This window comes from Allobosea sp. CRIB-10, assembly GCF_900112185.1.
Taxonomy (GTDB): Bacteria; Pseudomonadota; Alphaproteobacteria; order Rhizobiales; family Beijerinckiaceae; genus Allobosea.
On record NZ_FOKP01000020.1, the window covers coordinates 73,680 to 97,741 of the forward strand.

At 68.1% G+C, this 24,062-nt stretch carries 22 protein-coding genes; 5 read left to right on the top strand and 17 right to left on the bottom strand.

The genetic code is table 11. The features are described from left to right. The first annotated feature begins 60 nt into the window (after positions 1 to 60). The gene (locus tag BMZ69_RS22040; protein WP_092160909.1) at positions 61 to 870 is read left to right on the top strand and encodes a DUF2189 domain-containing protein; all 810 of its coding nucleotides are present in this window, start codon (positions 61 to 63) and stop codon (positions 868 to 870) included. A 123-nt stretch (positions 871 to 993) separates the two neighbouring features. Here the strand turns inward: BMZ69_RS22040 and BMZ69_RS22045 are convergent, their stop codons facing one another. Genes BMZ69_RS22045 through BMZ69_RS22055 form a run of 3 tightly spaced genes read right to left on the bottom strand, consistent with a single transcriptional unit; the run spans position 994 to position 3,942 of the window. Then, on the bottom strand, positions 994 to 1,797 hold the full coding sequence (locus BMZ69_RS22045) for a carbohydrate ABC transporter permease (protein WP_092160791.1): 804 nt from the start codon (positions 1,795 to 1,797) through the stop codon (positions 994 to 996). Further along, a complete protein-coding gene (locus BMZ69_RS22050) occupies positions 1,794 to 2,663 on the bottom strand; it encodes a carbohydrate ABC transporter permease (protein WP_092160793.1) in 870 nt (289 codons plus the stop codon). Before BMZ69_RS22050 ends, BMZ69_RS22045 begins: the two co-directional genes overlap by 4 nt. Before the next feature lie 52 nt (positions 2,664 to 2,715). After that, on the bottom strand, positions 2,716 to 3,942 hold the full coding sequence (locus BMZ69_RS22055; RefSeq protein WP_092160796.1) for an ABC transporter substrate-binding protein: 1,227 nt from the start codon (positions 3,940 to 3,942) through the stop codon (positions 2,716 to 2,718). Positions 3,943 to 4,057: 115 nt separating this feature from the next. Between BMZ69_RS22055 and BMZ69_RS31720 the strand changes: the two genes are divergently transcribed. Next, the gene (locus tag BMZ69_RS31720) at positions 4,058 to 4,204 is read left to right on the top strand and encodes a hypothetical protein (protein WP_175506923.1); all 147 of its coding nucleotides are present in this window, start codon (positions 4,058 to 4,060) and stop codon (positions 4,202 to 4,204) included. 147 nt (positions 4,205 to 4,351) lie between these two features. On the opposite strand, the gene BMZ69_RS22060 is transcribed toward BMZ69_RS31720, so the two are convergent. Further along, positions 4,352 to 6,436 (bottom strand): DEAD/DEAH box helicase, encoded by a 2,085-nt coding sequence (locus BMZ69_RS22060; protein ID WP_092160797.1) that lies wholly within the window; start codon positions 6,434 to 6,436, stop codon positions 4,352 to 4,354. Between the two features lie 233 nt (positions 6,437 to 6,669). Between BMZ69_RS22060 and BMZ69_RS22065 the strand changes: the two genes are divergently transcribed. Then, complete coding sequence (locus BMZ69_RS22065) at positions 6,670 to 7,488, top strand: AidB family quorum-quenching N-acyl homoserine lactonase (protein WP_092160798.1); 819 nt, start codon at positions 6,670 to 6,672, stop codon at positions 7,486 to 7,488. 4 nt (positions 7,489 to 7,492) lie between these two features. Here BMZ69_RS22065 and recN read toward each other — a convergent pair whose 3' ends face one another. The 8 genes from recN to BMZ69_RS22105 form a co-directional block, all read right to left on the bottom strand. Next, positions 7,493 to 9,181: a DNA repair protein RecN gene (gene recN, locus BMZ69_RS22070; protein ID WP_092160815.1), complete on the bottom strand. Its 1,689-nt coding sequence runs from the start codon at positions 9,179 to 9,181 to the stop codon at positions 7,493 to 7,495. Positions 9,182 to 9,240: 59 nt separating this feature from the next. Next, on the bottom strand, positions 9,241 to 10,155 hold the full coding sequence (locus BMZ69_RS22075) for an outer membrane protein assembly factor BamD (RefSeq protein ID WP_092160820.1): 915 nt from the start codon (positions 10,153 to 10,155) through the stop codon (positions 9,241 to 9,243). 177 nt (positions 10,156 to 10,332) lie between these two features. After that, positions 10,333 to 11,280, bottom strand: coding sequence for a UDP-3-O-acyl-N-acetylglucosamine deacetylase (gene lpxC / locus BMZ69_RS22080; RefSeq protein ID WP_092160822.1), 948 nt, complete (start codon positions 11,278 to 11,280; stop codon positions 10,333 to 10,335). 317 nt (positions 11,281 to 11,597) lie between these two features. Then, on the bottom strand, positions 11,598 to 13,304 hold the full coding sequence (gene ftsZ, locus BMZ69_RS22085) for a cell division protein FtsZ (protein ID WP_092160824.1): 1,707 nt from the start codon (positions 13,302 to 13,304) through the stop codon (positions 11,598 to 11,600). A gap of 131 nt (positions 13,305 to 13,435) precedes the next feature. Further along, positions 13,436 to 14,761: a cell division protein FtsA gene (gene ftsA / locus BMZ69_RS22090; RefSeq protein ID WP_092160825.1), complete on the bottom strand. Its 1,326-nt coding sequence runs from the start codon at positions 14,759 to 14,761 to the stop codon at positions 13,436 to 13,438. Continuing rightward, entirely contained in the window at positions 14,758 to 15,678 is a 921-nt protein-coding gene (locus tag BMZ69_RS22095; protein ID WP_244543474.1) for a cell division protein FtsQ/DivIB, read from the bottom strand. Before BMZ69_RS22095 ends, ftsA begins: the two co-directional genes overlap by 4 nt. Positions 15,679 to 15,689: 11 nt before the next feature. Continuing rightward, positions 15,690 to 16,604, bottom strand: a complete 915-nt coding sequence (locus tag BMZ69_RS22100) for a D-alanine--D-alanine ligase (protein ID WP_092160827.1) — start codon at positions 16,602 to 16,604, stop codon at positions 15,690 to 15,692. Positions 16,605 to 16,714: 110 nt separating this feature from the next. Then, positions 16,715 to 17,227 (bottom strand): MarR family winged helix-turn-helix transcriptional regulator, encoded by a 513-nt coding sequence (locus BMZ69_RS22105; protein WP_092160828.1) that lies wholly within the window; start codon positions 17,225 to 17,227, stop codon positions 16,715 to 16,717. 113 nt (positions 17,228 to 17,340) lie between these two features. On the opposite strand from BMZ69_RS22105, the gene BMZ69_RS22110 reads away from it, so the two are divergent. Both BMZ69_RS22110 and BMZ69_RS22115 read left to right on the top strand, forming a co-directional pair. After that, the gene (locus tag BMZ69_RS22110; protein WP_092160829.1) at positions 17,341 to 17,925 is read left to right on the top strand and encodes a nitroreductase family protein; all 585 of its coding nucleotides are present in this window, start codon (positions 17,341 to 17,343) and stop codon (positions 17,923 to 17,925) included. Between the two features lie 34 nt (positions 17,926 to 17,959). Next, positions 17,960 to 18,859 carry a DMT family transporter gene (locus BMZ69_RS22115; RefSeq protein ID WP_092160831.1) on the top strand — a complete coding sequence of 300 codons (900 nt, stop codon included), beginning with the start codon at positions 17,960 to 17,962 and terminating at the stop codon, positions 18,857 to 18,859. On the opposite strand, the gene murB is transcribed toward BMZ69_RS22115, so the two are convergent. Genes murB through BMZ69_RS22140 form a run of 5 tightly spaced genes read right to left on the bottom strand, consistent with a single transcriptional unit; the run spans position 18,834 to position 23,904 of the window. Continuing rightward, entirely contained in the window at positions 18,834 to 19,757 is a 924-nt protein-coding gene (gene murB, locus BMZ69_RS22120) for a UDP-N-acetylmuramate dehydrogenase (RefSeq protein WP_092160833.1), read from the bottom strand. The two genes, BMZ69_RS22115 and murB, sit on opposite strands and share 26 nt — an antisense overlap. 4 nt (positions 19,758 to 19,761) lie before the next feature. After that, the gene (locus tag BMZ69_RS22125; RefSeq protein WP_092160835.1) at positions 19,762 to 20,190 is read right to left on the bottom strand and encodes an endonuclease domain-containing protein; all 429 of its coding nucleotides are present in this window, start codon (positions 20,188 to 20,190) and stop codon (positions 19,762 to 19,764) included. A 16-nt stretch (positions 20,191 to 20,206) separates the two neighbouring features. Continuing rightward, entirely contained in the window at positions 20,207 to 21,646 is a 1,440-nt protein-coding gene (gene murC, locus BMZ69_RS22130; RefSeq protein WP_092160837.1) for a UDP-N-acetylmuramate--L-alanine ligase, read from the bottom strand. Between the two features lie 21 nt (positions 21,647 to 21,667). After that, a complete protein-coding gene (gene murG, locus BMZ69_RS22135; protein ID WP_092160839.1) occupies positions 21,668 to 22,768 on the bottom strand; it encodes an undecaprenyldiphospho-muramoylpentapeptide beta-N-acetylglucosaminyltransferase in 1,101 nt (366 codons plus the stop codon). Further along, the gene (locus BMZ69_RS22140; protein WP_092160841.1) at positions 22,765 to 23,904 is read right to left on the bottom strand and encodes an FtsW/RodA/SpoVE family cell cycle protein; all 1,140 of its coding nucleotides are present in this window, start codon (positions 23,902 to 23,904) and stop codon (positions 22,765 to 22,767) included. Before BMZ69_RS22140 ends, murG begins: the two co-directional genes overlap by 4 nt. Positions 23,905 to 24,062: the final 158 nt, after the last annotated feature.

Genomic DNA, 24,062 nt, shown 5'->3' on the forward strand with positions numbered 1-24,062 from the left:
TTGACCGGAGGATCGCGTCAGGACCGCCAGGCGAACCGGGCCGCAACCGGGAAGAACGCCATGGCCGATACCCATATCCATCATCCCCCGATGGCGGCGAACGATGCTGCGCCTGCCGATGCCCTGCCCGTCAACGAGATCGGCATCGCCGACATCAAGGACGCGCTCAGGCAGGGCTATGCCGACTTCCTGGCGCAGCCGAGCCACCTGCTCTTCATCGCGCTGATCTACCCCATCGCCGGCATCCTGCTGGCCCGCCTGACGGTGAGCTACAACATCTTTCCACTGCTGTTCCCGCTGGCTTCGGGCTTCGCCCTGCTCGGCCCGTTCGCGGCGATCGGCCTCTATGAGATCAGCCGCCGCCGCGAGCTCGGCATGGATACCTCCTGGAAGCATGCGCTCGACGTCGTGCATTCGCCCGGAATCGGCCAGATCGCGACGCTCGGCGCGCTCCTGATGGGCGTCTTCCTTGCCTGGCTGTTCAGCGCCTGGATCATCTATCGCTGGCTGATGGGCGATGTCCCGCTCGACTCCTTCGAGGGCTTCATGACGCCGCTGCTGACCACGGCGAACGGCTGGACGATGATCATCCTCGGCAATTCGCTCGGGCTGCTCTTCGCCATCCTGGTGTTTTCGATGACGGTGATCTCCTTCCCGCTGATGCTCGACCGGCATGTCAGCATGGCGACCGCGGTGAAGACCTCGATGGCTGCCGTCGAGAAGAGCCCGCGCGGCATGCTGTACTGGGCCTTGACGATCACGGTCCTGCTGGTGCTCGGCTCGCTGCCGGTGCTGGTCGGCCTGATCATCGTCATGCCGGTGCTCGGTCATGCCAGCTGGCACCTCTACCGCAAGGTCGTGCCGCGGTAGGCGCTGCCATCTCCTCTCCGTCATGGTCGGGCTTGTCCCGACCATCCACGTCTTCCTTCCTGCAATGCGGTGTTCAAGACGTGGATGCTCGCCACAAGGGCGAGCATGACGGCGTGCTGCCCCTCAATGCTGATCGACCGACACCTCGCGCGTCAGCCCGCGCCGGACCAGCCCGACCGCGAGCAGCACCGGCAACGACGCGATCAACCCCATCGCCGAGAGCTTGCCCCACAAGGTCTCGTCCTCGTTGATCAGCGTCGCGATGAAGGCCGGCAGGGTGAACTTCGACGGCGTCTGGATGAAGAGCAGCGCGAACAGGAACTCGTTCCAGCTCATGATCGCGACGAAGACCGCCGTCGCGACCAGCCCCGGCATCAGCAGCGGCACGACGATCTCCAGCAGCCGCCTGATGAAACCGGCGCCGTCGAGCATCGCCGCCTCCTCGAAGGAATAGGGCACGTCGCGGACGAAGCCGAGCAGCATCCAGATCGCGAAGGGCAGCGCCAGGATCTGGTTGGCGAGGATCAGCCCGAGATGGGTGTCGAGCAGGCCGAGCGCCCGCAGAACCTGGTAGAGCGGGATGGCGAGCGCGATCGGCGGCGCCAGCTTGATCACCAGCACGAAGCCGAGGAAGACGATGTCGAAGCGCTTCGGCAGCTCGAAGCGCGCCAGCGCATAGGCCGCCGGCAGTCCGGCCAGCAGCGACAGGCCGACCGTGCCGAGCGCCACCACGACGCTGTTGAGTCCGAGCCGCCACATCCCGCCGTCGAGAAGCACGCGGTAATGCGCCAACGTCGGCTCCTGCGGCCAGAGCGCGATCGAGGTCGAGACATATTCAGCCGGCGGCTTGAACGAGGTCGCGACCATCCAGACCAGCGGGATCAGCGACAGCGCGCAAAGGCCGAAGGCGGCGATGATCCGGATCATCGGCCAGCCTCTTTGAGCAGCGAGGCCGCATAGACGACGGCAAGCAGCCCGGCGACGACGATCATCACCACCGCGGCGGCCGACGCCAGGCCGATGTCGAAGAAGCGGAAGCCCTGCCGGTAGACGAACATCGAGACCGTCTCGGTCGCCTGCCCCGGCCCGCCGCCGGTCATCGCATAGACCTTGTCGAACAGCTTGAAACTGTCGACCGAGCGCAGCAGCGCCGCGACGAAGAGATAGGGCGCGAGCAGCGGCAGCGTCATGTCGCGGAAGCGCCGCCACGGCCCGGCGCCATCGACCCGGGCGGCCTCGTAGACATCCTGCGGAATCAGGCGCAGACCCGCGAAGATGATCAGGAAGGCGAAGGGCGCAGTCTGCCAGAGATCGACGAGCACGATCGACCAGAGCGCGAGATTGGGATCGAACAGCCAGGGCACGCCGGGCAGCCCTACCGTGCGCAGGAGATTGTTGAGGAAGCCGAGATCGAAATGGAACCAGGCCCGCCAGATCGCGGTCACCACCATGGTCGCGAGCACGAAGGGCGCGAGCAGGAGTGTCATGATCAGCGTGCGGCCGGGAAAGGCGCGGTCGAGCAGCAGCGCGAGGCCCAGGCCGGCGGCGACCTCCAGCACGGTCGACACCACCGTGAACAGTACGGTGTTGGTCACCGCCTGCCGGAAGAAGCGGCTGTCCCAGAGTTCGCGGAAATTCTCGAGGCCGACGAATTTGGCGTTCTCGAAGCCGTAATCGGTGGCGAACAGGGAAAGCGCCAGCGTCCGCCCGAGCGGATAGAGCGTCAGCCCGGCGAAGATCAGGAGCGCCGGCGTCAGCAGGAGCCAGGGCAGCAGGCGGCGGGAAGCGGTCATTACATCCAGACGGAAAGCGGGCCGTCTCGCAAGGAGGCGGCCCGCATTGGGATCAGCGCGACAGGGCGCGGGCGATCTGGGCGTTGGCTTCGCTCAGCGCCTGCTTGGGCTGCATCTGGCCGATCAGCGCGAGCTGGAGATAGTCGCCGAGAATGGTCTCGACGCGGGCCCACTGGCTGATGCGCGGGCGGGCCTGGGCGACGTTCAGCGCCTCGAGCTGCGCCGGGTACCAGCGATACTTGGCGACGAGGTCCTTGTCGTTGAACAGCGCGGCGAGCGTGGGCGGATTGCCGGTCTCGAGCGCGATCAGCTTCTGGTTTTCAGGGCTCGTGACGAAGCGGATGAAGTCGGCGGCGCGCGCCTTGTTCGGCGAATCCGCAGGAATGGCGAGCAGCCAGGCGCCAAGCATCGGCGCCGGCCCCTTGACCTCGCCCGGGGTGGCGACGACCTCGACCTGGTTCGCGACCTTCGAGGCGTTGCCGTCGAGCGTGCCGGCCCAGGACGACCACATCTCGACCGCGATCGCGGCGCGGCCCTGCTGGATCGCGTCGCGCAATTCGGTGGCGTTGTAGGTCTCGACGCCCTTCGGCGCGAGCGCCTTGAAGGAGAGGAATTGGGTCAGCGCCTTTTCGGCTGCGGGCGTGTCGAGCACGGCCTTGCCGTCGGCGCTCACCACGTCGCCGCCATGCGCCCACAGCACCGGCAGGAAGGAGGTGACGATCGGGTTGCCCTTGATGCCGCGGAAGACCAGGCCGGAGACGCCCTGCTCCTTGTCCTGGATCACCTGCGCCGCCTTGACGACATCGCTCCAGGTCTTGGGCCGCTCGAAGCCGTGCTTGGCGAGCAGGTCCTTGCGATAGGCGAACATGGCGATGTTGCCGACGAAGGGCGCGGCATAGAGCTTGCCGTCGTGCTTGGAGACATCCAGCGCCGACTTGACGAACTCACCCGGCAGGCCGCCGACGGTGCCGAGATCGGTGAGCCAGCCGCGCGCCATGAACTCCGGTGCCCAGATGTCGTCGAGCATGGCGACGTCGGTCGCAGCGGTCTTCTCGCGCGCGCCGACCGCGAGGCGCTCATAGAGCGGGCCGCCGCCGAGCTCGAGCCGCTCGATCTTCACGTTCGGATTCTTGGCCTGGTAGAGCTCGACCATCTTGGCCAGCGCCGGCGCGAAGCCGGCATCGCGCCCGGCGATCACCAGCCGGTCCTGCGCGGCGGCGGGCAGAACGAGCCCGGCCAACATCAACACGGCGCCGAGCGCCTTACCCATCGTCCTCATCGCGATCCCCCGTCCGGGTCTCTGCCCGGCCGGGCATTGTGGGAGCGGATGGCTGGCGAGTGCAACAGCTATGCGACGATTTTGGAACAATCCCGCGCGGCAACGCGTTCGACTGGTGCTGCGGCACAGCCGCACCGATCATCGGCCGTTGCGACGCGATGGCAGTGCAACCGGAGGGGGCTCCACCATGAACAACATCATCTATATCGTCGGCCTGGTCGTCGTCGTCCTCGCGATCCTGTCCTTCCTCGGGCTGCGTTGATCGCAGCCGCTTGCCCGACGCTGCTCCAGCCCATCATGCTCGCCCTTGTGGCGAGCATCCACGTCTTGAACACCACATTGTATCTGGGAAGACGGGGATGGTCGGGACAAGCCCGACCATGACGATGAGTCGTAGATTCAGCTTATTTCAGCGCTCGTCGCGACGCGGCTTCTTCGCACCGAACGGCTTCTTGCCAGCGAAAGGCTTCTTTGCTCCGAACGGTTTCTTCTCGCCAAAGCTCTTACCCGCAGGCCGACCCTCGCCGGCGCCGGGACGCTCGCCGCCATGGGGCGCGCCAAAGGGCTTCTTGCCACCCTCGAACTTGCCGCCCTTGAACTTGCCGGCGAACGGCTTGCCGCCAGGCTCGCCTTTCTTGTCGAAGGAGGGGCGCTCCGGCCGCAGGATCGCGGTTTCCTCGTAGACAGGCTCGCGGTCGCGCCGTGTCGGATCGTAGGGCTTGGCGCCGAACGGCTTGCGCTTGCCCTCATAGGGCTTTCGCTCGCTCGAACGCTCCTCGCGGGCCGGATGGGCGCCGCGCGGCGCATGGCTCGCCTTCTCGCCGAATGGCTTGGCCGCCCGGCGTTCGCCCTCGCCGGCGACCTGCTCGATCGTGATCCGATCGCGATCGGGCACGCGCGTCAGCTCGGCGAAGCGCTCGGCGACATCGGCATCGATCTCGACCTTGGTTTCGCGATCGAAGATGCGGATCGCGCCGACCTCGTCGCGAGTGATCTGGCCGCGCCGGCAGATCATCGGCAGCAGCTTGCGCGGATCGGCGCCGTCCTTGCGGCCGGTGCTCAGGCGGAACCAGACGGTCTCGCCGCGGGGCCCGGAACGCTCGCCGCGTTCGCGATCACCGGGCGTGCGCTTCTGCGCATAATCCTCGGTGCTGCGGGCCGGCCGGCGCTCCTCATGGCCGAAATTGGGATCGCCGACCTCCTCGGTCGCCGGCAGGCGCGAGCGATAGACGCGCACCAGCGCCGCGGCGAGCTCCTCGGCAGAGCGCCCGGCAAGCAGCGCGCCGATCATGCCGGCATCGTCCTCGCCCGCCTCGCCCGAGAGCAGCGGGTCCTGCAGCATGCGCTCCTGGTCGAGCGCGCGGATCTCGTCCTGCGTCGGCGCGGCGGCCCATTCGGCCTCGGCACCCGCTCCAGCCAGCAGCATCTGCGCCTTGCGCCGGCGCGAGGGCGGCACCAGCAGCGCGCTGATGCCCTTCTTGCCGGCCCGGCCGGTGCGGCCGCTGCGATGCTGCATCACCTCTGGATCGTTCGGCAGCTCGGCATGGATGACCAGCGTCAGCCCCGGCAGGTCGATGCCGCGCGCCGCGACGTCGGTCGCGACGCAGATGCGCGCGCGCCCGTCGCGCAGCGCCTGCAGCGCCGAATTGCGCTCGCTCTGGCTTAGCTCGCCCGAAAGCGAGACGGCGGCGAAACCACGCTCCAGCAGCGCCGCTTCGAGGTGGCGAACGGCATTGCGGGTATTGCAGAACACCAGCGCGCAGGGCGCGTCGTAGAAGCGCAGCAGGTTGACGACGGCGAGCTCGCTCTCGCGCGGATAGACGCGGATAGCGCGGTATTCGATGTCGGCATGGCCGCCCACGGTGCCGGCGACCTCGATGCGCAGCGCATCGCGCTGATAGCTCTTGGCGAGCGCGATGATCGCCTTCGGCAGCGTCGCCGAGAACAGCAGGCTGCGACGCTCTTCCGGCGCGGCCTGCAGGATGAATTCGAGATCGTCGCGGAAGCCGAGATCGAGCATCTCGTCGGCCTCGTCGAGCACCACCGCCTTCAGGGCCGAGAGGTCGATCTGGCGGCGTTCGAGATGATCGCGCAGACGTCCGGGCGTGCCGACCACGATGTGAGCGCCCTCGGCCAGCAGCATTGCCTCGCGGCGCGGGTCCATGCCGCCGACGCAGGCGACGATGCGGGCCTTCGCCTCGCCATAGAGCCAGGCGAGCTCGCGCTGGACCTGCAAGGCGAGCTCGCGCGTTGGCGCGACGATCAGCGCCAGCGGCAGTCCGGCGCGCGGCAGGATTTCGGCCTCGCCGATCAGGTCGGCGCCGAGGGCGAGCCCATAGGCCACCGTCTTGCCCGAGCCGGTCTGCGACGAGACCAGCAGGTCGCGGCCGGCGGCCGCCTCTTCCAGCACGGCGGCCTGGACGGGGGTCGGCTCGCTATAGTTGCGGTCGGCGAGCGCCCGCGCGAGCGGCGCGCTCGTGGAGATGAAGGACATCGATGTCAGGCCTTAAAGCGGGGCTGGCGGGTCGGCAGCACGCAGAACGAGGGGCGGCGCCGGACGCGGCACCGCGATATTGCGCTGCACATAAAGGAAAACGCGGAAAAAGGGAATGCAGCATCGGCCGATCGCGTATGCGGCAGCGGAGACCGGGCATGCCACCCGCTCCGTTGCCCGCAGCGAGAGCCGCGTGATCTAAGCAGGCATCACCGGAGTGGAGATCGACGGATATGAGCGAGACCTGGCGGCGTTTCGGTTCCTACGACGTGCTCATCCTGGACGATGGCGTCTTCGAAGCGCCGCTCGACGTCCTGATCCATGCCGAAGGCGAAGCCGCCCGAGACGAGGCCGTGGCGCGCTGGGGCAAACCGAAGGTCAGCATCCCCGTTAACTGCTTCGCCTTGAAAGGCGCAGACGGGATCACCCTGGTCGATGCCGGCACCGGCCCATCCTGGGGCGAGGCGATGGGCCACGCGCCCGCCGCCATGGCCAAGGCGGGCATTGCTCCCGAGCAGGTCGAGCGTGTGCTGATCACGCATCTCCATGGCGACCATGCGCTCGGCCTGTTCGATGGCGATCGCGCCCGTTTTCCAGAAGCGGAGATCGTCGTACCCGAGGCCGATTTCGCTTTCTTCGGCGACGAGGCCAAGCGCGCGCAGACACCGCAGAACCGGCAGGGCGGCTTTGCCGTCACGGCGGCGGTGAAGAAGCACTATGCCGGCCGCATCCATTCCGCCCCGGTCGGCAGGGTGCGGCCCGGCATCACGCTGATCCCGCTGCCCGGCCACACCGCCGGCCATGGTGGCTATCTGATCGAAGGCGACGCCCCCCTACTGCTCTGGGGCGACGCGCTGCATCTCTCCGACCTGCAGGCCGCCGATCCCGACATCGGTTTCGTCTACGATTTCGACGCTGCCGCCGCCCGCGCCTCGCGCCGCACCATCCTCGAACGCGCGGCGCACGAAGGCTGGATTGTATCCGGCGGCCATATCGAGGGCTTCAGGCGCGTCGTCGAGAGTGACGCGGGGTACGAACTAATTCCGGCCTGATCGGCTAGCCGCGTATTCCGGCCGCATCGAGCAGCTTGCCGGCCGCTGCCCGCGCCTCCTCGGTGATCGAGGCGCCGGCGAGCATGCGGGCGATCTCCTCGCGACGCGTTCCGTCCTGCAAGGGCGAGACGCGGGTGACGGTGCGCTCGTCGGCGCCCTGCCCGCCATCGGCCGATTTGGCAATCAGGAAATGCTGGCCGGCCTTGGCCGCGACCTGCGGCGCATGCGTCACCGAGATCACCTGCACCCGCGCCGCCAATCGCGCCAGCCGTTCGCCGATCGCATCCGCGACCGCGCCGCCGACGCCGGTGTCGATCTCGTCGAAGACCAGGGTCGGGGCCGAGCCGCGCTCGGCCAGCACCACCTTCAACGCCAGCATGAAGCGTGAGAGCTCGCCGCCCGAGGCGACCTTCATCATCGGCCCGGGCCGTGTGCCCGGATTGGTCTCGACCCAGAACTCGACGCGGTCGAGCCCCTCCGGCCCGCGCGCATCGGGATCGCTGTCGATTTGCGTGATGAACCGCGCCCGCTCCAGCTTGAGCGGCGGCAGCTCCGCCTTCACCGCGGCGTCGAGCGCCGAAGCGGCGCGGATGCGCCCGGCCGAGAGCGCCGTCGCCAGCGTGACATAGGCCGCCTCGGCCTCGGCGAGCTCGGCTTCCAGCCGCTTCAGCGAGCCTTCGCTCTCATCGAGCGCAGCGAGATCGGCCGCCATGGTCTCGGCGAGTGCCGGCAGCGCATCGACAGGCACGTCGAACTTGCGCGCCGCGGCGCGCAGCGCGAACAGCCGCTCCTCGACGCGCTCCAGCAGGCGCGGATCGAATTCGGCAGCCCGCACCGCCGCCTGCAGGGTTTCGCCGGCCTCCTCCAGCGCGACCACCGCCGTGGTCAGCGCGGCGATCGACGGATCGACCAGCTCCGGTGCCTGGCTCGCGCGTCGCTCCAGCCGGCGCAGCACGCCGGACAAAGCAGCGACCGGCGACGCGTTGCCGCCGACCGCCTCGAACGCCTCGATGATGTCGCGCGCCACCTTCTCGGCCGACATCATGCCCTGGCGCTTGGCGGCGAGCGCCTCTTCCTCACCGGGCTCGGGCGCGAGCTTGCCGAGCTCGGCCACGGCATGGCGCAGGAAATCGGCCTCCTTGCGCGCGGTCTCGACCCGGATGCGCTGGCTCTGCAGGGCCTGTCGCGCCTTCTTCAGCGTCTCGCTGGCGCGGGCGACCTCGACCGCCTGCTCGGTCAATTCGCCGAATCCGTCGAGGATGGTGCGATGCTGGGCCGGGTCGGTCAGCGCGCGGTCGTCATGCTGGCCGTGGATTTCGACGAGCGCCGCGCCGATCATGCGCAGGATCTGGACGCTGACCGGCTGGTCGTTGACGAAGGCGCGTGTGCGCCCGTCGGCATATTGCACGCGGCGCAGGATCAGGTCGCCGTCGGTGTCGATCTCCTGCGCCTGGGCAAGCGCCCGCGCCGGATGCGACATCGGCAGATCGAAAACGGCGCTGACCTGCCCTTGCGTCTCGCCATGGCGCACCAATCCGCCATCGCCGCGGGAGCCCAGCGCCAGCGCAAAACCATCGAGCAGGATCGACTTGCCGGCGCCGGTCTCGCCGGTCAGCACGCTGAGACCGTCCTCGAAACCCAGGTCGAGCCGGTCGATCAGAACGATGTCGCGGATCGAGAGCTGAGCGAGCATGCAACTCAGTTCCCTTGTGCCGGCAGGAGATGACCTCGCCGGGGCACCAGCAGACCGACTTAGAGACGGCCGAGACCGGTCAACCCGACGACGGCGCGCGTGAAGCCGTTGAAGGCGCGGCTGATATAGGAGCCGCGATCCTCGCGTGGCTGCAGGCCGCCGCTCTCCAGGAGCGTATAGGCGTCCTTGTACCAGGGGCTGTCAGGGAAGTTGTGGCCGAGCACCGCGGCGGCGGTCTGCGCCTCGTTGGTGATGCCGAGCGCCATATAGGCCTCGGTCAGGCGCATCAGCGCCTCCTCGACATGGCGCGTGGTCTGATACTTGGTGATGACGTCACGGAAACGACCGACGGCGCCGGTGTAATTGCGCTTCTCGAGATAGAAGCGGCCGACATTCATCTCCTTGCCGGCGAGCTGGTCGCGCGCGACCAGCATCTTCTCGCGCACGTCGATGACGTATTCCGACTTCGGATAGCGGTCGAGCAGCTCCTGCATCGCGCGCAGCGCCTGGTCGGTGCGCTCCTGGTCGCGCGTCGCGTCCGGGATCTGGTTGTAATAGGACATCGCCAGGATGTACTGCGCGTAGGCCGCATCCGGGCTCGCCGGGTTCTGCGCCAGGAAGCGCTTCGAGGCGGTGATCGCGTCGTCGTATTTGGCCGCCTCGTAATTGGCGTAGGCGGCCATGATCAGGCCGCGCTTCGAATAGGGCGAGAACGGCGCCTGCTTGTCGATTTCCTCGAACTTCTTGTTCGCGCCCTCGGTGTCGCCGTTCTGCAGACGGGCGAGGCCCTCATTGTAGAGCTTGTCGGCCGGAACCTCGGGCAGCACCTCGGGCTTGTAGGTCTCGGGCCGGTCGAACGGGTTGAGCGCGCTCATCGTGTCGCAGCCGCCGAGCGCCGCCGCGAGGGCGAAGGCCAGCGCGAGGCGCTTGCCGCCGCTGGTCGATTCGCCGGAGTTGAATGTCTTCAGCCGCATGACGCTCACTTCATCCGTCCTTGTGACGCCCTTCGAAAGAGCGCGCGAAATGGCTTTATCCCAGAAGCAGCCTTTTCGCCAAGCGTGACGGGCGCTTCATGCAGTGCAATCGCCGTTTCCAACAGGAAGCGGGCGAATGCAAGGCGTGGCGTCGCGTAATACCCTGCTTAGAGCGTCTCAGTGCAGATCGGGCGCGAGAGCGGCAGGCACCGGACCGGCCGCCATCTGCACTGCGTGGTGGGCGTAGACCGGCTGAGCCTCGACGATCGCGTAGTTCGCGCGGTCGGCGAACAGGGCCTCTAGGATGCGAACGTTCATGCGATGACCGCCGCAATAGGAGCGGAACTCGCCGAGAATCGGATAACCGGCCAGCGCGAGATCGCCTACCGCGTCGAGGACCTTGTGCCGCACGAACTCGTCGGCGTAGCGCAGGCCTTCGGGGTTGATCACCTTGTCGTCGCCGATCGCGACGGTGTTGTCGAGCGAGGCGCCGAGCGCAAAGCCCGCCTTCCAGAGCTGCTCGACGTCGCGCATGAAGCCGAAGGTGCGGGCGCGGGAAATCTCGCGGGCATAAGCCTCGGGATCGAGGTCGAAGATCTTGCGCTGGCGGCCGATCGCCTTGGTGTCGAAGTCGATCTCGACATCGAGACGGAAACCGCTCTCCGACGGCGCCAGCTCGGCGAAGGCGCGGCCATGCTCGATCCGCACCGGACGCAGGACCTTGAGGTAGCGGCGGGTCGCGCCGAGCGCGACCAGACCGGTCGATTCGATCGCGGCGACGAACTCGGCGGCGCTGCCGTCCATGATCGGCATTTCCGGACCATCGATCTCGATCAGCACATTGTCGAGGCCGAGGCCGGCGCAGGCCGACATCAGATGCTCGATCGTGGCGACCGAACCGGAGGCCTGGTCGCCGATCACCGTGCACAGCTCGGTGGCGCTGACCTTGTTGTGACGCGCGTGGATCAGCTGCTCATGGCCGCCTTCGAGGCCCTTGCGCAGGAAGACGACGCCGGAATTCGCAGTGGACGGCCGCAGGGTCAGGCAGGCGGGAGCCCCGGAATGAACGCCGATGCCTTGCAGGGTCACGGGCGAGCGAAGGGTCGTCTGCCGTTCAGCCATCATACTCAGTATCCGTCTCGAGCGCGACGATCCTCGGGTCGGCGCCTTGCGGCGCAACCTGTTCGACGATCGACGCGGTTCCCTGATTTGTAGCGAACTCGGGATTAATCCCGAATCCCCTTACTCGGTGATGCGCTGCAAGATACGCGCAGGCGCATTGGCTTCAAAATCACGCTTTCTTTCGCTCTGTAACAGAGGTTATAGAGCCAGAAAATCTTAACCATCTGCTTGATGTATATGGTTTTTCAGACGTAAAAAAAGGCCCGGCGGAGCGATCCGCCGGGCCTTTTGTTTAAAGCGGTCGAGCCGAGCCGGAAAGCTCAGTTCGACTGCCGGCGAAGGAAGGCCGGGATCTCGAGCTGGTCTTCTTCCGAGGTGCGCGCCGGCGCGGTGCGGCCGAGCTGGTCGAGCTGGCCCTGAGCCGGCCGGGTCACCGGCGCCGGCGGGCGGCGCATGAACTCGGCATGGGCAGCGCTGGGGCCGGCGGCCGGGGCCGGCGGAGCCTGACGCGGGGCCGGAGCCGGCGGCGCCATCGGCACCTCGTGCTCGTCCTCCTTGCGGCCGAAGCCGACCGAGGCGAGGCGCTGCATCAGCGACATCCGCTTCTGCTCGACAGAAGCCGGTGCCGGGGCAGGCACCGCGCCGCGGCTCTGCGCGATCTGGTGCTGGGCCGGCAGCGGCAGGTCCTCGACGCGCGGCATGCGGGTCGGACGGATCACGGCGCGCTCGGGCATCGGCGGGATGAAGCTGTCCTCGTGATGCGGCTGCGAGGTCTCGGGCATCGGCGCCTCGACGACCGGCGGGGCGACCATGGCCGGGCGCGGCTGGGCCGGCTCGATGCGGACATCGGCGGCGAAGCTCGGGGCCGGAGCCGGCGCGGGAGCGCGAACCGGCTCGGGAGCCACATATTCGGCCACGGGAGCCGGCATCGGCGCAGGCGCAGGAGCAGCGGAAGTGCGGACGTTCGGGACGGCCGAGCGCAGCCGCGCCTCCGCCTTCAGCCGCTCGGCGACCTCGGCGATACGGGCCTCGGTCGGGTCGACCTCGTTCTGGGCGCTGATCGGCTTGTCGATGCCGGTGGCGACGACCGAGACACGCATCGTGCCTTCCAGCGCCTCGTCGAAGGTGGCGCCGACGATGATGTTGGCCTCGGAGTCGACCTCCTCGCGGATGCGGGTAGCGGCCTCGTCGACCTCGTAGAGCTTCATGTCGCGCCCGCCGGTGATCGAGATCAGCAGGCCGCGCGCGCCCTTCATCGAGACGTCGTCGAGCAGCGGATTGTTGATCGCGGCCTGGGCGGCCGAGAGCGCCCGCTTCTCGCCCTGGGCCTCGCCGGTGCCCATCATCGCCTTGCCCATGCCGCGCATCACGGCGCGCACGTCGGCGAAGTCGAGGTTGATAAGGCCGGGGCGGACCATCAGGTCGGTGATGCAGGCGACGCCGGAATAGAGCACCTGGTCGGCCATGCCGAAGGCGTCGGCGAAGCCGGTGTTCTCGTTGGCGACACGGAACAGGTTCTGGTTCGGGATGACGATCAGCGTGTCGACGGCTTCGTTGAGCTCGCCGATGCCGGCTTCCGCCATGCGCATGCGGCGCTGGCCCTCGAACTGGAACGGCTTGGTGACGACGCCGACGGTGAGGATGCCCATGTCGCGGGCGACGCGGGCGATCGCGGGGGCAGCGCCGGTGCCGGTACCGCCGCCCATGCCGGCGGTGATGAAGACCATGTGGGCGCCGGCGAGATGATCACGGATCTCGTCGATCACCTCTTCGGCCGCCGCGCGGCCGACTTCCGGCTGCGAGCCGGCGCCGAGCCCCTCGGTCACCTGGAGACCCATCTGGATGATGCGCGGGGCGCGGGCGAGAGCGAGCGCTTGCGCGTCGGTGTTGGCGCAGACGAAGTCGACCCCGTCGAGACCGGCCTCAATCATGTTGTTCACGGCATTGCCGCCGGCGCCGCCGACACCGAACACGGTGATCCGGGGCTTCAGTTCCCGGATGTCCGGGGCTTGCAGGTTCATCGCCATGATTGCCTCTTTCACTGTCTTGTCCGGCTCCTGGCGGGCCGTCCCGTCTTCCACGCCAGGGGCCTTAAGCCCCGCTCTGCTCGTACTCACCCCGGCCCGCAGCGGCCTTTCGGCGCCGCGGCCCGCAACACTCAGAAGCTCTCGCGCAGCCAGCGGCCGACGCGGGAGAAGTAGCCGTCGTGCGCATGGGCGAAGAAGGACGCCCCCGCCCGCGGCTCGAAATGCTCGACATGCGCGACCTGCGGATAGACCAGCAGGCCCACCGCCGCCGCGAAGGACGGGCCCTTGCCCGCTTCCGGCAAACCCTTGATCCCGAGCGGACGGCCGGTGCGGACCTGGCCGCCGAGCACGCGCCGCGCCACTTCCGGCATGCCGGTGAGCTGGCAGGCGCCGCCGGTCAGGACGACGCGCCGCCCGGCCTCGGCCTGGAAACCGGCCGCCTTCAGCCGGTCGCGCACCAGTTCGAGGATCTCCTCGACGCGCGGCTTGATGATCCGGACCAGATGCGACTTCGACAGATGGTTCGGCATGTCGCGCTCGTCGTCGTCGACCTGCGGCACCGCGATCATGTCGCGCTCGTCGGAGGGGCTGGCGATCGCCGAGCCGTGCAGCGTCTTCAGCCGCTCGGCGGCGGAGACGCGGGTCGAGAGCCCGCGCGCCACGTCCATGGTGATGTGGTTGCCGCCGACCGCGATCGCGTCGGCGTGGGTCAGGTGCCCGCCGGAGAAGACGCCGAGCGAGGTGGTGCCGCCGCCCATGTCGACCACGACGACGCCCATCTCGGCCTCGTCGTCGACCAGGACGGAGAGGCCCGCCGCATAGGGGCTCGCGACCACCGCCTCGACCTCGAGATGGCAGCGCTCGACCGCGAGCATGACGTTGCGCGCCGCCGCCGCTTCCGCCGCGACGACATGCATGTCGACCGAGAGCGAGCCGCCGATCAGGCCGCGCGGATCGAGCACGCCAGGCGAGCCGTCGAGCGCGTAGCCGGTCGGCAGCGCATGCAGCACCGCCTTGCCCGGCCGGATCGCATGGGTCGCAGCAGCCGCAAGCACCCGCTTCACGTCGGAATCCCCGACCGAGCCGCCGCGCAGATCGACGCTGGCCTGGTAGTGCTGCGAGTTCAGCCTGCCGCCGGTCAGGTTGACGATCACCGACTGGACCTCGACCTTGGCCATGCGTTCGGCCGCGTCGACCGCGGCGCGGATGGCGCGTTCGGCGCTTTCCAGATCGATGATCGCGCCACCCTTCAGGCCGAGAGAGCGCTGATGGCCGATGCCGATGATGCGTGCGACATGGGTGCGCCCGCGCAGCCGCTCATTCGCCTCGGCCGGGTTCAGCTCGGCGATCAGGCAGACGACCTTGCTCGTGCCGATGTCCAGAATCGACAAGGTCGCGCTCTTGCGCGACGAGAGCGGACGCATCCGCGGGGTCAGGCCTTGCGAGGTCAAGCTCATGCCTCGCCGCCCTTCTTCTTGGTCTTGCTCTTGAGCTGCTCGGCGCGCGTGGCCGCGGCCTCTTCGGTCAGGCGCATGGTGACGCGGTCCGGCTGGCGCATGTCGATGGCGATCAGATCCTTCTCGCTGATTCGGAAGTCCTGTTCGAGGCTGGCCAGGCGCTTCAGCGCAGCGCCCGCACCCTGCTCCGGCAGCCTGATATCGGCACCGGTGTCGAGCTTGAGGTTCCAGCGCCGGCCGGCGACGAGGCTGCCGGCGCGGATGCGCGAGGCGAAGGAACCGGCCTCGCCAAGCAGCGCGAGATAGTCCTTTGCCTTGAGATTGGCGTCGGGCCCGACGACCAGCGGCAGATAGGCGAAGCGGCCATCGTCCATCTTGTCGATCACCGTGCCGTCCTGGGCGATCAGGAAGAGCTCGCCCTTGACCTGCCAGAGCGCATAGGGCTCGCGCTCGGTGAGATTGATCGTGATCTCGCCCGGATAGAGCTTGCGGACCGAGGCCTCGCGGATCATCGGCGTCGCTTCGAGCCGCTTGCGCGCCTCGTCGGCATCGAAGAAGGCGAGCGAGATCTTGGGATCGATGCCGGCGGCGACCAGGACCTCGATCTCGGAGAGACCGCTGAGGCCCGAGATGGTGATGCGATCGATGCCGAGCCCGACGGCTCGGGCGAGCGCGTGCCTGGGCTCGCCATAGGTCTCGCGGAAATTCTCGTAGTGGCCGCCGAGGACGGCGCCGGTCGTGCCCACGAGCACCAGGAAGCCGATCGCCAGGAAGGAGCCGAGCCCGCCCGGCAGCCGCTCGGCCAGCGGTACCGCGACGGCGCTGCGGCGCGAGCCGCGGAACCAGCGGCGCGAGCGCTCGCCGACGAGGAGCTGCGGCCCCGTCACGCGCATCGGCAGGTTGGACCCGGTGAACACCGGTTCCACCTTCACCGATTCAAGGAGGCGTCCTCGACGATCCATTTGACGAGCTCACCGAAGTTCATGCCCGCATGGGCGGCTAATTCAGGCACAAGGCTGGTTTCAGTCATGCCGGGCTGCGTGTTGACCTCCAGCCAGACGAGCGTGTCGCTCTCGTCGTCGTAGCGGAAGTCTGAACGGCTGACGCCGCGGCACCCGATTGCTTGATGCGCCGTTAACGCACACTCTTCGATTTGGCGGTAAAGATTCGGTAAAATTTGCGCCGGGCAGATGTGGATTGAACCGCCTTTGGCATATTTGGCGTCGTAGTCGTAGAACTCGCCCGTCGCCGCCCGAATCTCCGTTACCCCCAAGGACTTGCCGTCCATCACCGCGCAGGTCAGCTCGCGCCCGGCGATGAAGGTTTCGGCCAGCATGGTCTCGCCGCAGGGCCAGTCCGGCCGGGCGATCTCCTGGGGCGGATGCTCGCGGCCTTTCTTAACGATCACCACCCCGACGGAGGAGCCTTCGTCGATCGGCTTGATCACATAGGGCGGCGGCAGGACGTGGCGCTTGGCCGCCTCGAAGCGCGAGACGGTGACGCCCTTCGCCACCGGCACGCCGGCAGCCGCGACGACCATCTTGGCCTTGTCCTTGCGGATGGCGAGCGAGGAGGCGAGCACGCCGGAATGGGTATAGGGGACGCCGAGGATCTCGAGCACGCCTTGGATCGTGCCGTCCTCGCCGAATCGGCCGTGCAGGGCATTGAAGGCGACGTCGGGCTTCAGCGTCCCCAGCACCTGCGCGACGTCGCGGCCGACCTCGACGCGCGTGACGCGATAGCCGACGCCTTCCAGCGCCCGAGCACAGGCCGCGCCGCTGCTGAGGCTGACCTCACGCTCGACGGACCACCCGCCCATCAGCACTGCGACATGCTTGCTCATCAAGGTTCCTGACACCGAACTCCTGGGTCCGAACCTGATCCGAGATGGTTAACGGCGCGTTAACGATGCGCCCTGCCGGTTAATGACGAGCCGGCTGTTGCACGCCGGACTCACTCCCCTTCGCCGGCCGCGACCTTGGCCAGAAGCGCCTTGAGCTGCTCATGCTCAGCCGGGCTGAGCGCCGAAATCAGCGCCGCTTCCGTCGCCACATGCGAGACCACCAGCCGCTCGATCAGCGCGAAGCCCTCGGGCGTGAGCACGATGCGCAGGCTGCGCCGATCCGCGGGGTCGGCCTGCCGTGCGATCAGCCCGCGCTTCTCCAGCCGGTCGAGCCGATTCGTCATCGCCGAGGTCGAGAGCATCATGTCCTTGGCGAGCTCTGACGGTGTCAGCGAGCCGCCGCGCTCGCCCTGGCGACGCAGGGTCATCAGCACGTCGAAGCCGGCGAAGTCGAGATCCTCGCCGACGAGATTGCGTCCCACACCGAGGCGCACTCGCTCGGCCGCCCGCCAGATCGCGCCGCAGACCGCCATCGGGCTGGGGTCGATATCCGGCCGCGCCCGACGCCATTGCGTGAGAATCGAATCGAGCGGCCCGCCCTGCCCTTCTCCAGCTTGACTCATGGAAATCCCACGCCTAATTACCCTTCATCAAATAATTCGACATCAAATTATCAGACACCAAACAAACCATAGCAGCCGGCCGACGCCGCTGCAAACCGGGCACGAGCAAGACGATGACGGACAGAACCGCTGCATTCCCCATCGACCCGATCTTCATCGAGCGCTGGTCGCCCCGCGCTTTCCATCCGGAGCCGATGCCTTCGGAGGCGCTGCTGACCATCCTGGAAGCCGCCCGCTGGGCTCCGTCAGCCTACAACGTGCAGCCTTGGCGCTTCCTGTACGCCCGGCGCGACGATGCGCACTGGCCGCGCTTCGTCTCGCTGCTCGACAGCTTCAACCAGAGCTGGGCCGGATCGGCCTCGGCGCTCGTCTTCCTGCTGTCGGATACAGGATCGGACGACGCCGCCCAGCAGCCGCAGGCCTCGCCGATCCACAGCTTCGACACCGGCGCGGCCTGGTCGCACATCGCCCTGCAGGCGGTGCGGCTCGGCTACCACGCCCATGCGATGGCCGGCATCGAGTTCGAGGCCGCCCGCGAGGCGCTCGCGGTGCCACCCCGGTTCCGCATCGAGATCGCCGTCGCACTCGGTCGCCGAGCCGATCCCGAGACACTGCCGCCGCAGCTGCGCGAGCGCGAATGGCCGAGCCCGCGGCGTCCGCTGGTGGAAACCGCCTTCCCCGGCTCCTTCCCGGCCTGAGCGCCGGCCCCGCCTCTCTCGAAAGGACACGGCCATGGCCGATTCCAAGACCCGCATCCTGCTCGCGACGATCCTGGCGCCCATCCTCTGGGGCACGACCTATGTCGTCTTCACCCAGACGCTCCCAGTCGAGCATCCACTGCTGGTCGGGGCGCTGCGCGCGCTGCCAGCCGGCATCCTCCTGATGCTGCTCGGCCCCGGCCTGCCGCCGCGCGACAAGCTGCTGCCGCTCGCCATCATCGGCTTCGCCAATATCGGCCTGTTCTTCGGCATGCTCTTCCTCAGCGCCTCGCGCTTGCCGGGCGGCCTCGCTGCCACTCTGGGCTCGATGCAGCCGCTGATCGTCGCCTTCCTCGCCTGGCCGCTGCTGCTGCGCCGGCCGGGTCTCGGCCAGGTGCTCGCCGCCCTCGCCGGCACGGTCGGCGTCGGCCTCCTGGTGATCGACGATACGGTGAAGCTCGACGCGATCGGCGTTGCCGCAGCGCTCGTCGGCGCCGCCTCGATGGCGACCGGCACCGTGCTGATCGAGCGCTGGGGCAAGGTCGGAACGCCGCTGGCGCTCGCCGCCTGGCAGCTCACCCTCGGCGGCTTGCTGCTCCTGCCGGTCGCGCTCGCGGTCGAGGGCCTGCCGCCCATGCCGACCGTCCGTAACCTCGTCGGACTGAGCTATCTCGTGGTGATCGGCACCGCCTTCGCCTATTGGCTCTGGGTGCGCGGCATCGCCACGATCGGCACGGGCGTCGCATTCCTGAGCCTGCTCAGCCCGCTGGTCGCAACCTTCCTCGGCGCCGCCCTGCTCAATGAATGGTTCAACACCCAGCAATGGCTCGGCATCGCCATCATCTTCGGCTCGACCGTCGCCGGCATCATGCTGTCACGGCGCAAGGCTGGCGGCGCGCCGGCGCCGGTCAGGCCGCAACACCAAAGCGCTTGATCTCCCAGTGCAGCTCATAGCCTGAGTTGTCCTTGACCCGGCGGCGGACCTCCTCGCCAAGCCCCTCGATGTCGGCGGCGGTCGCGCCGCCGGTGTTGATCAGGAAGTTGCAGTGCATCTCGGAGACCTGCGCGCCGCCGACGCGCAGGCCGCGGCAGCCGGCGGCATCGATCAATTGCCAGGCCTTGCCGCCGTCCGGGTTCTTGAAAGTCGAGCCGCCGGTGCGCTCCTTGATCGGCTGCGCCGCCTCGCGCGCCGAGGTCACCCGCTCCATCTCGGCGAGGATCGCGGCCTGGTCGCCCGGCCGGCCCTGGAACAGCGCCGAGGTGAAGATCATGTCGCTGGGCGCAGTCGAGTTGCGGTAGCTGAACCCCATATCGGCATGCGAGAATGTCACGATCTCGCCCTTGCGGGTGACGCCGCGGGCCTCGACCAGAACGTCGGTGGTCTCGCCACCATGTGCGCCGGCATTCATGCGCAGCGCCCCGCCGATGCAGCCGGGGATGCCGCGATAGAAGGCGAGTCCGTCGAGCGAGGCATCGGCGGCAGCCCGCGCCACCTTCACGTCTGGAACGGCGGTACCAGCCCGCAGCCGGTCGCCCTCTTCAAGGGCGATCTCGCCGAAAGCCTTGCCGGCGAGACGGATGACGACGCCGGGAATGCCGCCATCGCGCACGATCAGGTTCGAGCCGAGCCCGACCACGGTGACCGGAATCTCGGCTGGCAGCTTGCCGAGCAGATAGGAAAGATCGGCCTCGTCAGCCGGGGTGAACAGAATTTGCGCCGGCCCGCCGACGCGGAACCAGGTCAGCCCCGCCATCTCCTGATTGGCGAGTAAGCGCCCGCGGAGATCTGGAGCGGCGGCGCGGATGTCGGAGGTGATGTCTTGGAAAGGCATGAGCTTACCCGCGCGTCTCCTTCTCCCCTCGGGGGAGAAGGTGGCCCGGCGAAGCCGGGTCGGATGAGGGCCGCCCGGCGAGGCCGACATGTTCGGCGATCTCGCGCAGGACGAATTCGAGGTTTCCTAGAACCCGCTCGTTGGGAAAGCGCAAGACCTGATAGCCCTCGCTCCGCAGAAAGGCATCGCGGCGCCGATCCCGCTCGCGCGCTTCATCAGTTTCATGGGGCTCGCCGTCGAGCTCGACGATCAGCCGACCCTCGAAACAGCAGAAATCCGCGATGAACGGCCCGATCGCCATCTGGCGCTTGAACTTGAGGCCAGCGAAGCGGCGGCCACGCACCGCCTGCCAAAAGATCGCTTCAGCGCGCGTCGGCTCGCGGCGCTGGCCGCGGGCGAAAGAGAGAGTACCGGTCGCGTTCTTGCGCTCCACGGCCGGCCCTCATCCGTCAGCGCTTCGCGCTGCCACCTTCTCCCCCGAGGGGAGAAGGAAGAGAAGCCAACTCCCCAGGCAGCGCATAAGCCCATTGCGTGATGTTCCCCGCTCCGAGGCAGACCACGTAGTCGCCCGGCCCGGCGAGCTCGGCGACCATGCCGGCGAGCTTGTCGGAGGATTCCAGCGGCAGCGCGTGGCGATGGCCACGCGCCTTGATCGCCGCGACCAGCGAATCGCGATCGATACCGGCAATAGGCTGTTCGCCGGCCGCGTAGACATCGGCGATGATCACCGTGTCGGCGTCGTTGAAGCAGGCGGCGAAGTCGGCGAACAGGCTCGCCAGGCGGCTGTAGCGATGCGGCTGCATAACCGCGATCACCTTGCCCTTGGTCGAGGCTCGGGCCGCCTTGAGCACCGCGGCGATCTCGACCGGGTGGTGGCCGTAATCGTCGAAGATCAGCGCGCCGTTCCACTCGCCGGTCTTGGTGAAGCGGCGCTTCACCCCGCCGAAGCCGGCGAGCGCGGCACGGATCTGCTCGACCGGCACGCCAAGATCATAGGCGACGGCGATGGCGGCGGTGGCGTTGAGCGCGTTGTGATGGCCAGGCATCGGCATGACGAGGTCGCGCACCACCTCGTCGCGGCCGGTCTTGCGGTCGCGGATGAGGAGGGTGAACTTCGCCTGCCCGCCGGAGAGATCGATGTCGATCAGACGGAAATCGGCCTGCGGGTTCTCGCCATAGGTGACGACGCGGCGGTCCTCGATCTGGCCGACCAGGCCCTGCACCGTCGGGTGGTCGATGCACATCACCGCGAAGCCATAGAACGGCAGGTTCTCGACGAAGGAACGGAACGCAGCCTTGATCGCGTCGAAAGTGCCGAAATGGTCGAGATGCTCCGGATCGATATTGGTGATGATCGCGACGTCGGCCGGCAATTTCAGGAAGGTGCCGTCGGATTCGTCGGCCTCGACCACCATCCAGTCGCTCTCGCCCATGCGGGCATTGGTGCCGTAGGCGTTGATGATGCCGCCATTGATCACGGTCGGGTCGAGCCCGCCCTTCTCGAGCAGGGTCGCGACGAGCGAGGTCGTCGTCGTCTTGCCATGCGTGCCGGCAATGGCGACGCAGCTCTTCAGCCGCATCAGCTCGGCCAGCATCTCGGCGCGGCGCACCACGGGCAGGCGCTTTTCGCGCGCCGCCATCAGCTCCGGGTTGTCGCGCTTGATCGCAGTCGAGACCACGACGACCTCGGCCTCGCCGATATTCTCGGCCTTGTGCCCGACGAAGGTCCTGATGCCCTTTTCGGCCAGGCGCTTGACGTTGGCGCCATCGGAGGCGTCCGAGCCCTGCACCTCGTAGCCGAGATTGTGCAGGACTTCGGCGATGCCGGACATGCCGATGCCGCCGATGCCGACGAAATGGATGGAGCCGAGCTTCGGCGGCAGCTTCATGATGGATACGTCCTGAAAGGTTCAGCCTTGGGCGGTCTGCAGCACGAGCCGCGCCAGGCGGTCGGCCGCATCCGGTATGCCCGCGCTCTTGGCCGCCTGAGCCATCGCCGTCAAGCGGTGAGGTTCGGCCAGCAGCGTGGAAAGCTCGGCGGCGAGCCGCCTGGGCGAGAAATCATTCTGCAGGATCATCATCGCCCCGCCGGCCCCGGCGAGCACGCCGGCATTGGCGGCCTGGTCCTGGTCGAGCGAGCCCGGCAGCGGCACCAGCAGCGAGGGCCGGCCGATCACCGTGAGCTCGGCGATGGTCGAGGCGCCCGAGCGCGCCACCACCAGATGCGACGCTGCCATGCGCGCCGGCAGATCCTTGAAGAAGGGCGCGAGCTCGAACTTGATGCCGAGCGAGGAATAGATCTTCCTGACGCGTTCATCATCCTCGGACCGCGCCTGCTGGACGATCGAGAGACGGCTGCGCTCCTCGGCCGAAAGCAGCTGGATGGCCGGCGGCACGATGTCGGCCATTACCCGCGCACCCTGGCTGCCGCCGAAGACGAGCAGGTTCAGCCACCCTTCGGGCTCGGCATAGGGCGCGGTCGCCTCGATCACCGCCGGCCGCACGGGATTGCCGACCTGCGTGCACTTGGCCGCCTGTTCCGGCGTCAGCCCGCCGACCTCGCTAAAGCCGGTGGCGATCGCCTTGACCCGGCTGGCGAGGAAGCGATTGGCCCGGCCGATCACGGCGTTCTGCTCGTGCAGAAGCGTCGGTACGCCCATCAGCGCCGCGGCGAAGACTGGCGGCACTGTCGGATAGCCACCGAAGCCGACGACGATGGCAGGCCTGAGTTGCTTGATCGCCTGCCGCGCCGCCAGACCGCCGCGCAACAGCACGAAGGCCGCCTTCGCCATCGCCACCGGCGACTTGCCCGAGGGCGTCGCCGCCGGCACGGCATGGATCGATTCCGCCGGGAAGTTGCCGGCGTATTCGGCAGCGCGGGTGTCGGTGATCAGCGCGACCCTGGCGCCGGCGCGGTGCAAGGCGTGGCTCAGCGCCTCGGCCGGAAAGAGGTGCCCGCCCGTGCCGCCGGCGGCGAGCACGACGAGCGGCGCCTGCGCTCCTGCGCTCACGAGCGGCGCTCCGGCTTGCCGAAGCTCTCGGCTCGCGGCCGTTTGCGCGTCAGCGCCAGGAGGAAGCCGGTGCCGAGCGCCAGCGAGATCAGCGAGGAGCCGCCATAGGAGATGAACGGCAGGGTCATGCCCTTGGCCGGCATCATGTGCAGGTTCACCATCATGTTGATCGCGGCCTGGATGCCGAACAGCAGAGCAAGGCCGGTGACGCCGAGGCGCACGAACGGATCCTCGGCCCGCTGCGCCACGAACAGCGCCCTGAGCACGATGAGCGCGAAGAGCAGCACCAGCACCATGCAGACGACGATGCCGAACTCTTCGGCCGTCACCGCGAAGATGAAGTCGGTATGGGCGTCGGGCAGGATGCGCTTGACCGTGCCCTCGCCCGGGCCCTTCCCGAACCAGCCGCCCTGGGCGAAGCTCTCCAGCGCCGTGTCGACCTGGAAGGTGTCGCCCGAGCCCTTGTCCATGAAGCGCTCGATGCGGGCGCGCACATGCGGCACGAGCTCATAGGCGATGAAGAGGCCGACGGCGCCGATGCCGCCGAGCCCCAGGACCCAGAACCAGTGCAGGCCGGCGACGAAGAACAGCCCGGCCCAGACAAGCGTGACCAGGATGGTCTGGCCGAAATCGGGCTGGAGCACGAGCGGCACGATGGTGATCGGCAGCAGCAGGAAGGCGAGGATCGTGCCCGGCAGATCGGGCCGGCGATGGCCTTCGGCGAAGGCCCAGGCGGCGAGCACGACGAAGGCGGGCTTGAGGAATTCGGAGGGCTGGACCGAGCCGAGCGGGCCGAGCGTCAGCCAGCGTTTGGCTCCCTTCACCTCGACGCCGAAATAGAGGGTGCCGACCACGCCGGCGAGCGACAGGACGAAGACGATCAGCGCGATGCGGCGCACCTGGCGCGGCGCCAGCAGCGATGTCGAGAGGAAGATCGCCAGCGCGACCAGGAGATAGACCACCTGGCGATTGACGAAATGGAAGGTCGACAGGCCCAGCCGCTCGGCGACCGGCGGGCCGCCGGCCATCAGCAGCACGACGCCGGAGACCATCAGCACCACCAGCGTCGTCAGGATGACGCGGTCGATCGACCACCACCAGCGGCCGCTCAGGCTCGGTTCTGCGCGCGAGACCATCGTGTACAAGGCTCCGTACGGACGGGCAGATCGAAGGCACCCGCTCCGGCGAATCACTCTGTCAATGAATGGTTAACCGATTGATTCCGAGTCGAGCTTTGCCCCACGCAAAGCTCTCTCGTCCCGGACGACCAAAGGGAGAGCCGGACCCATTCCGG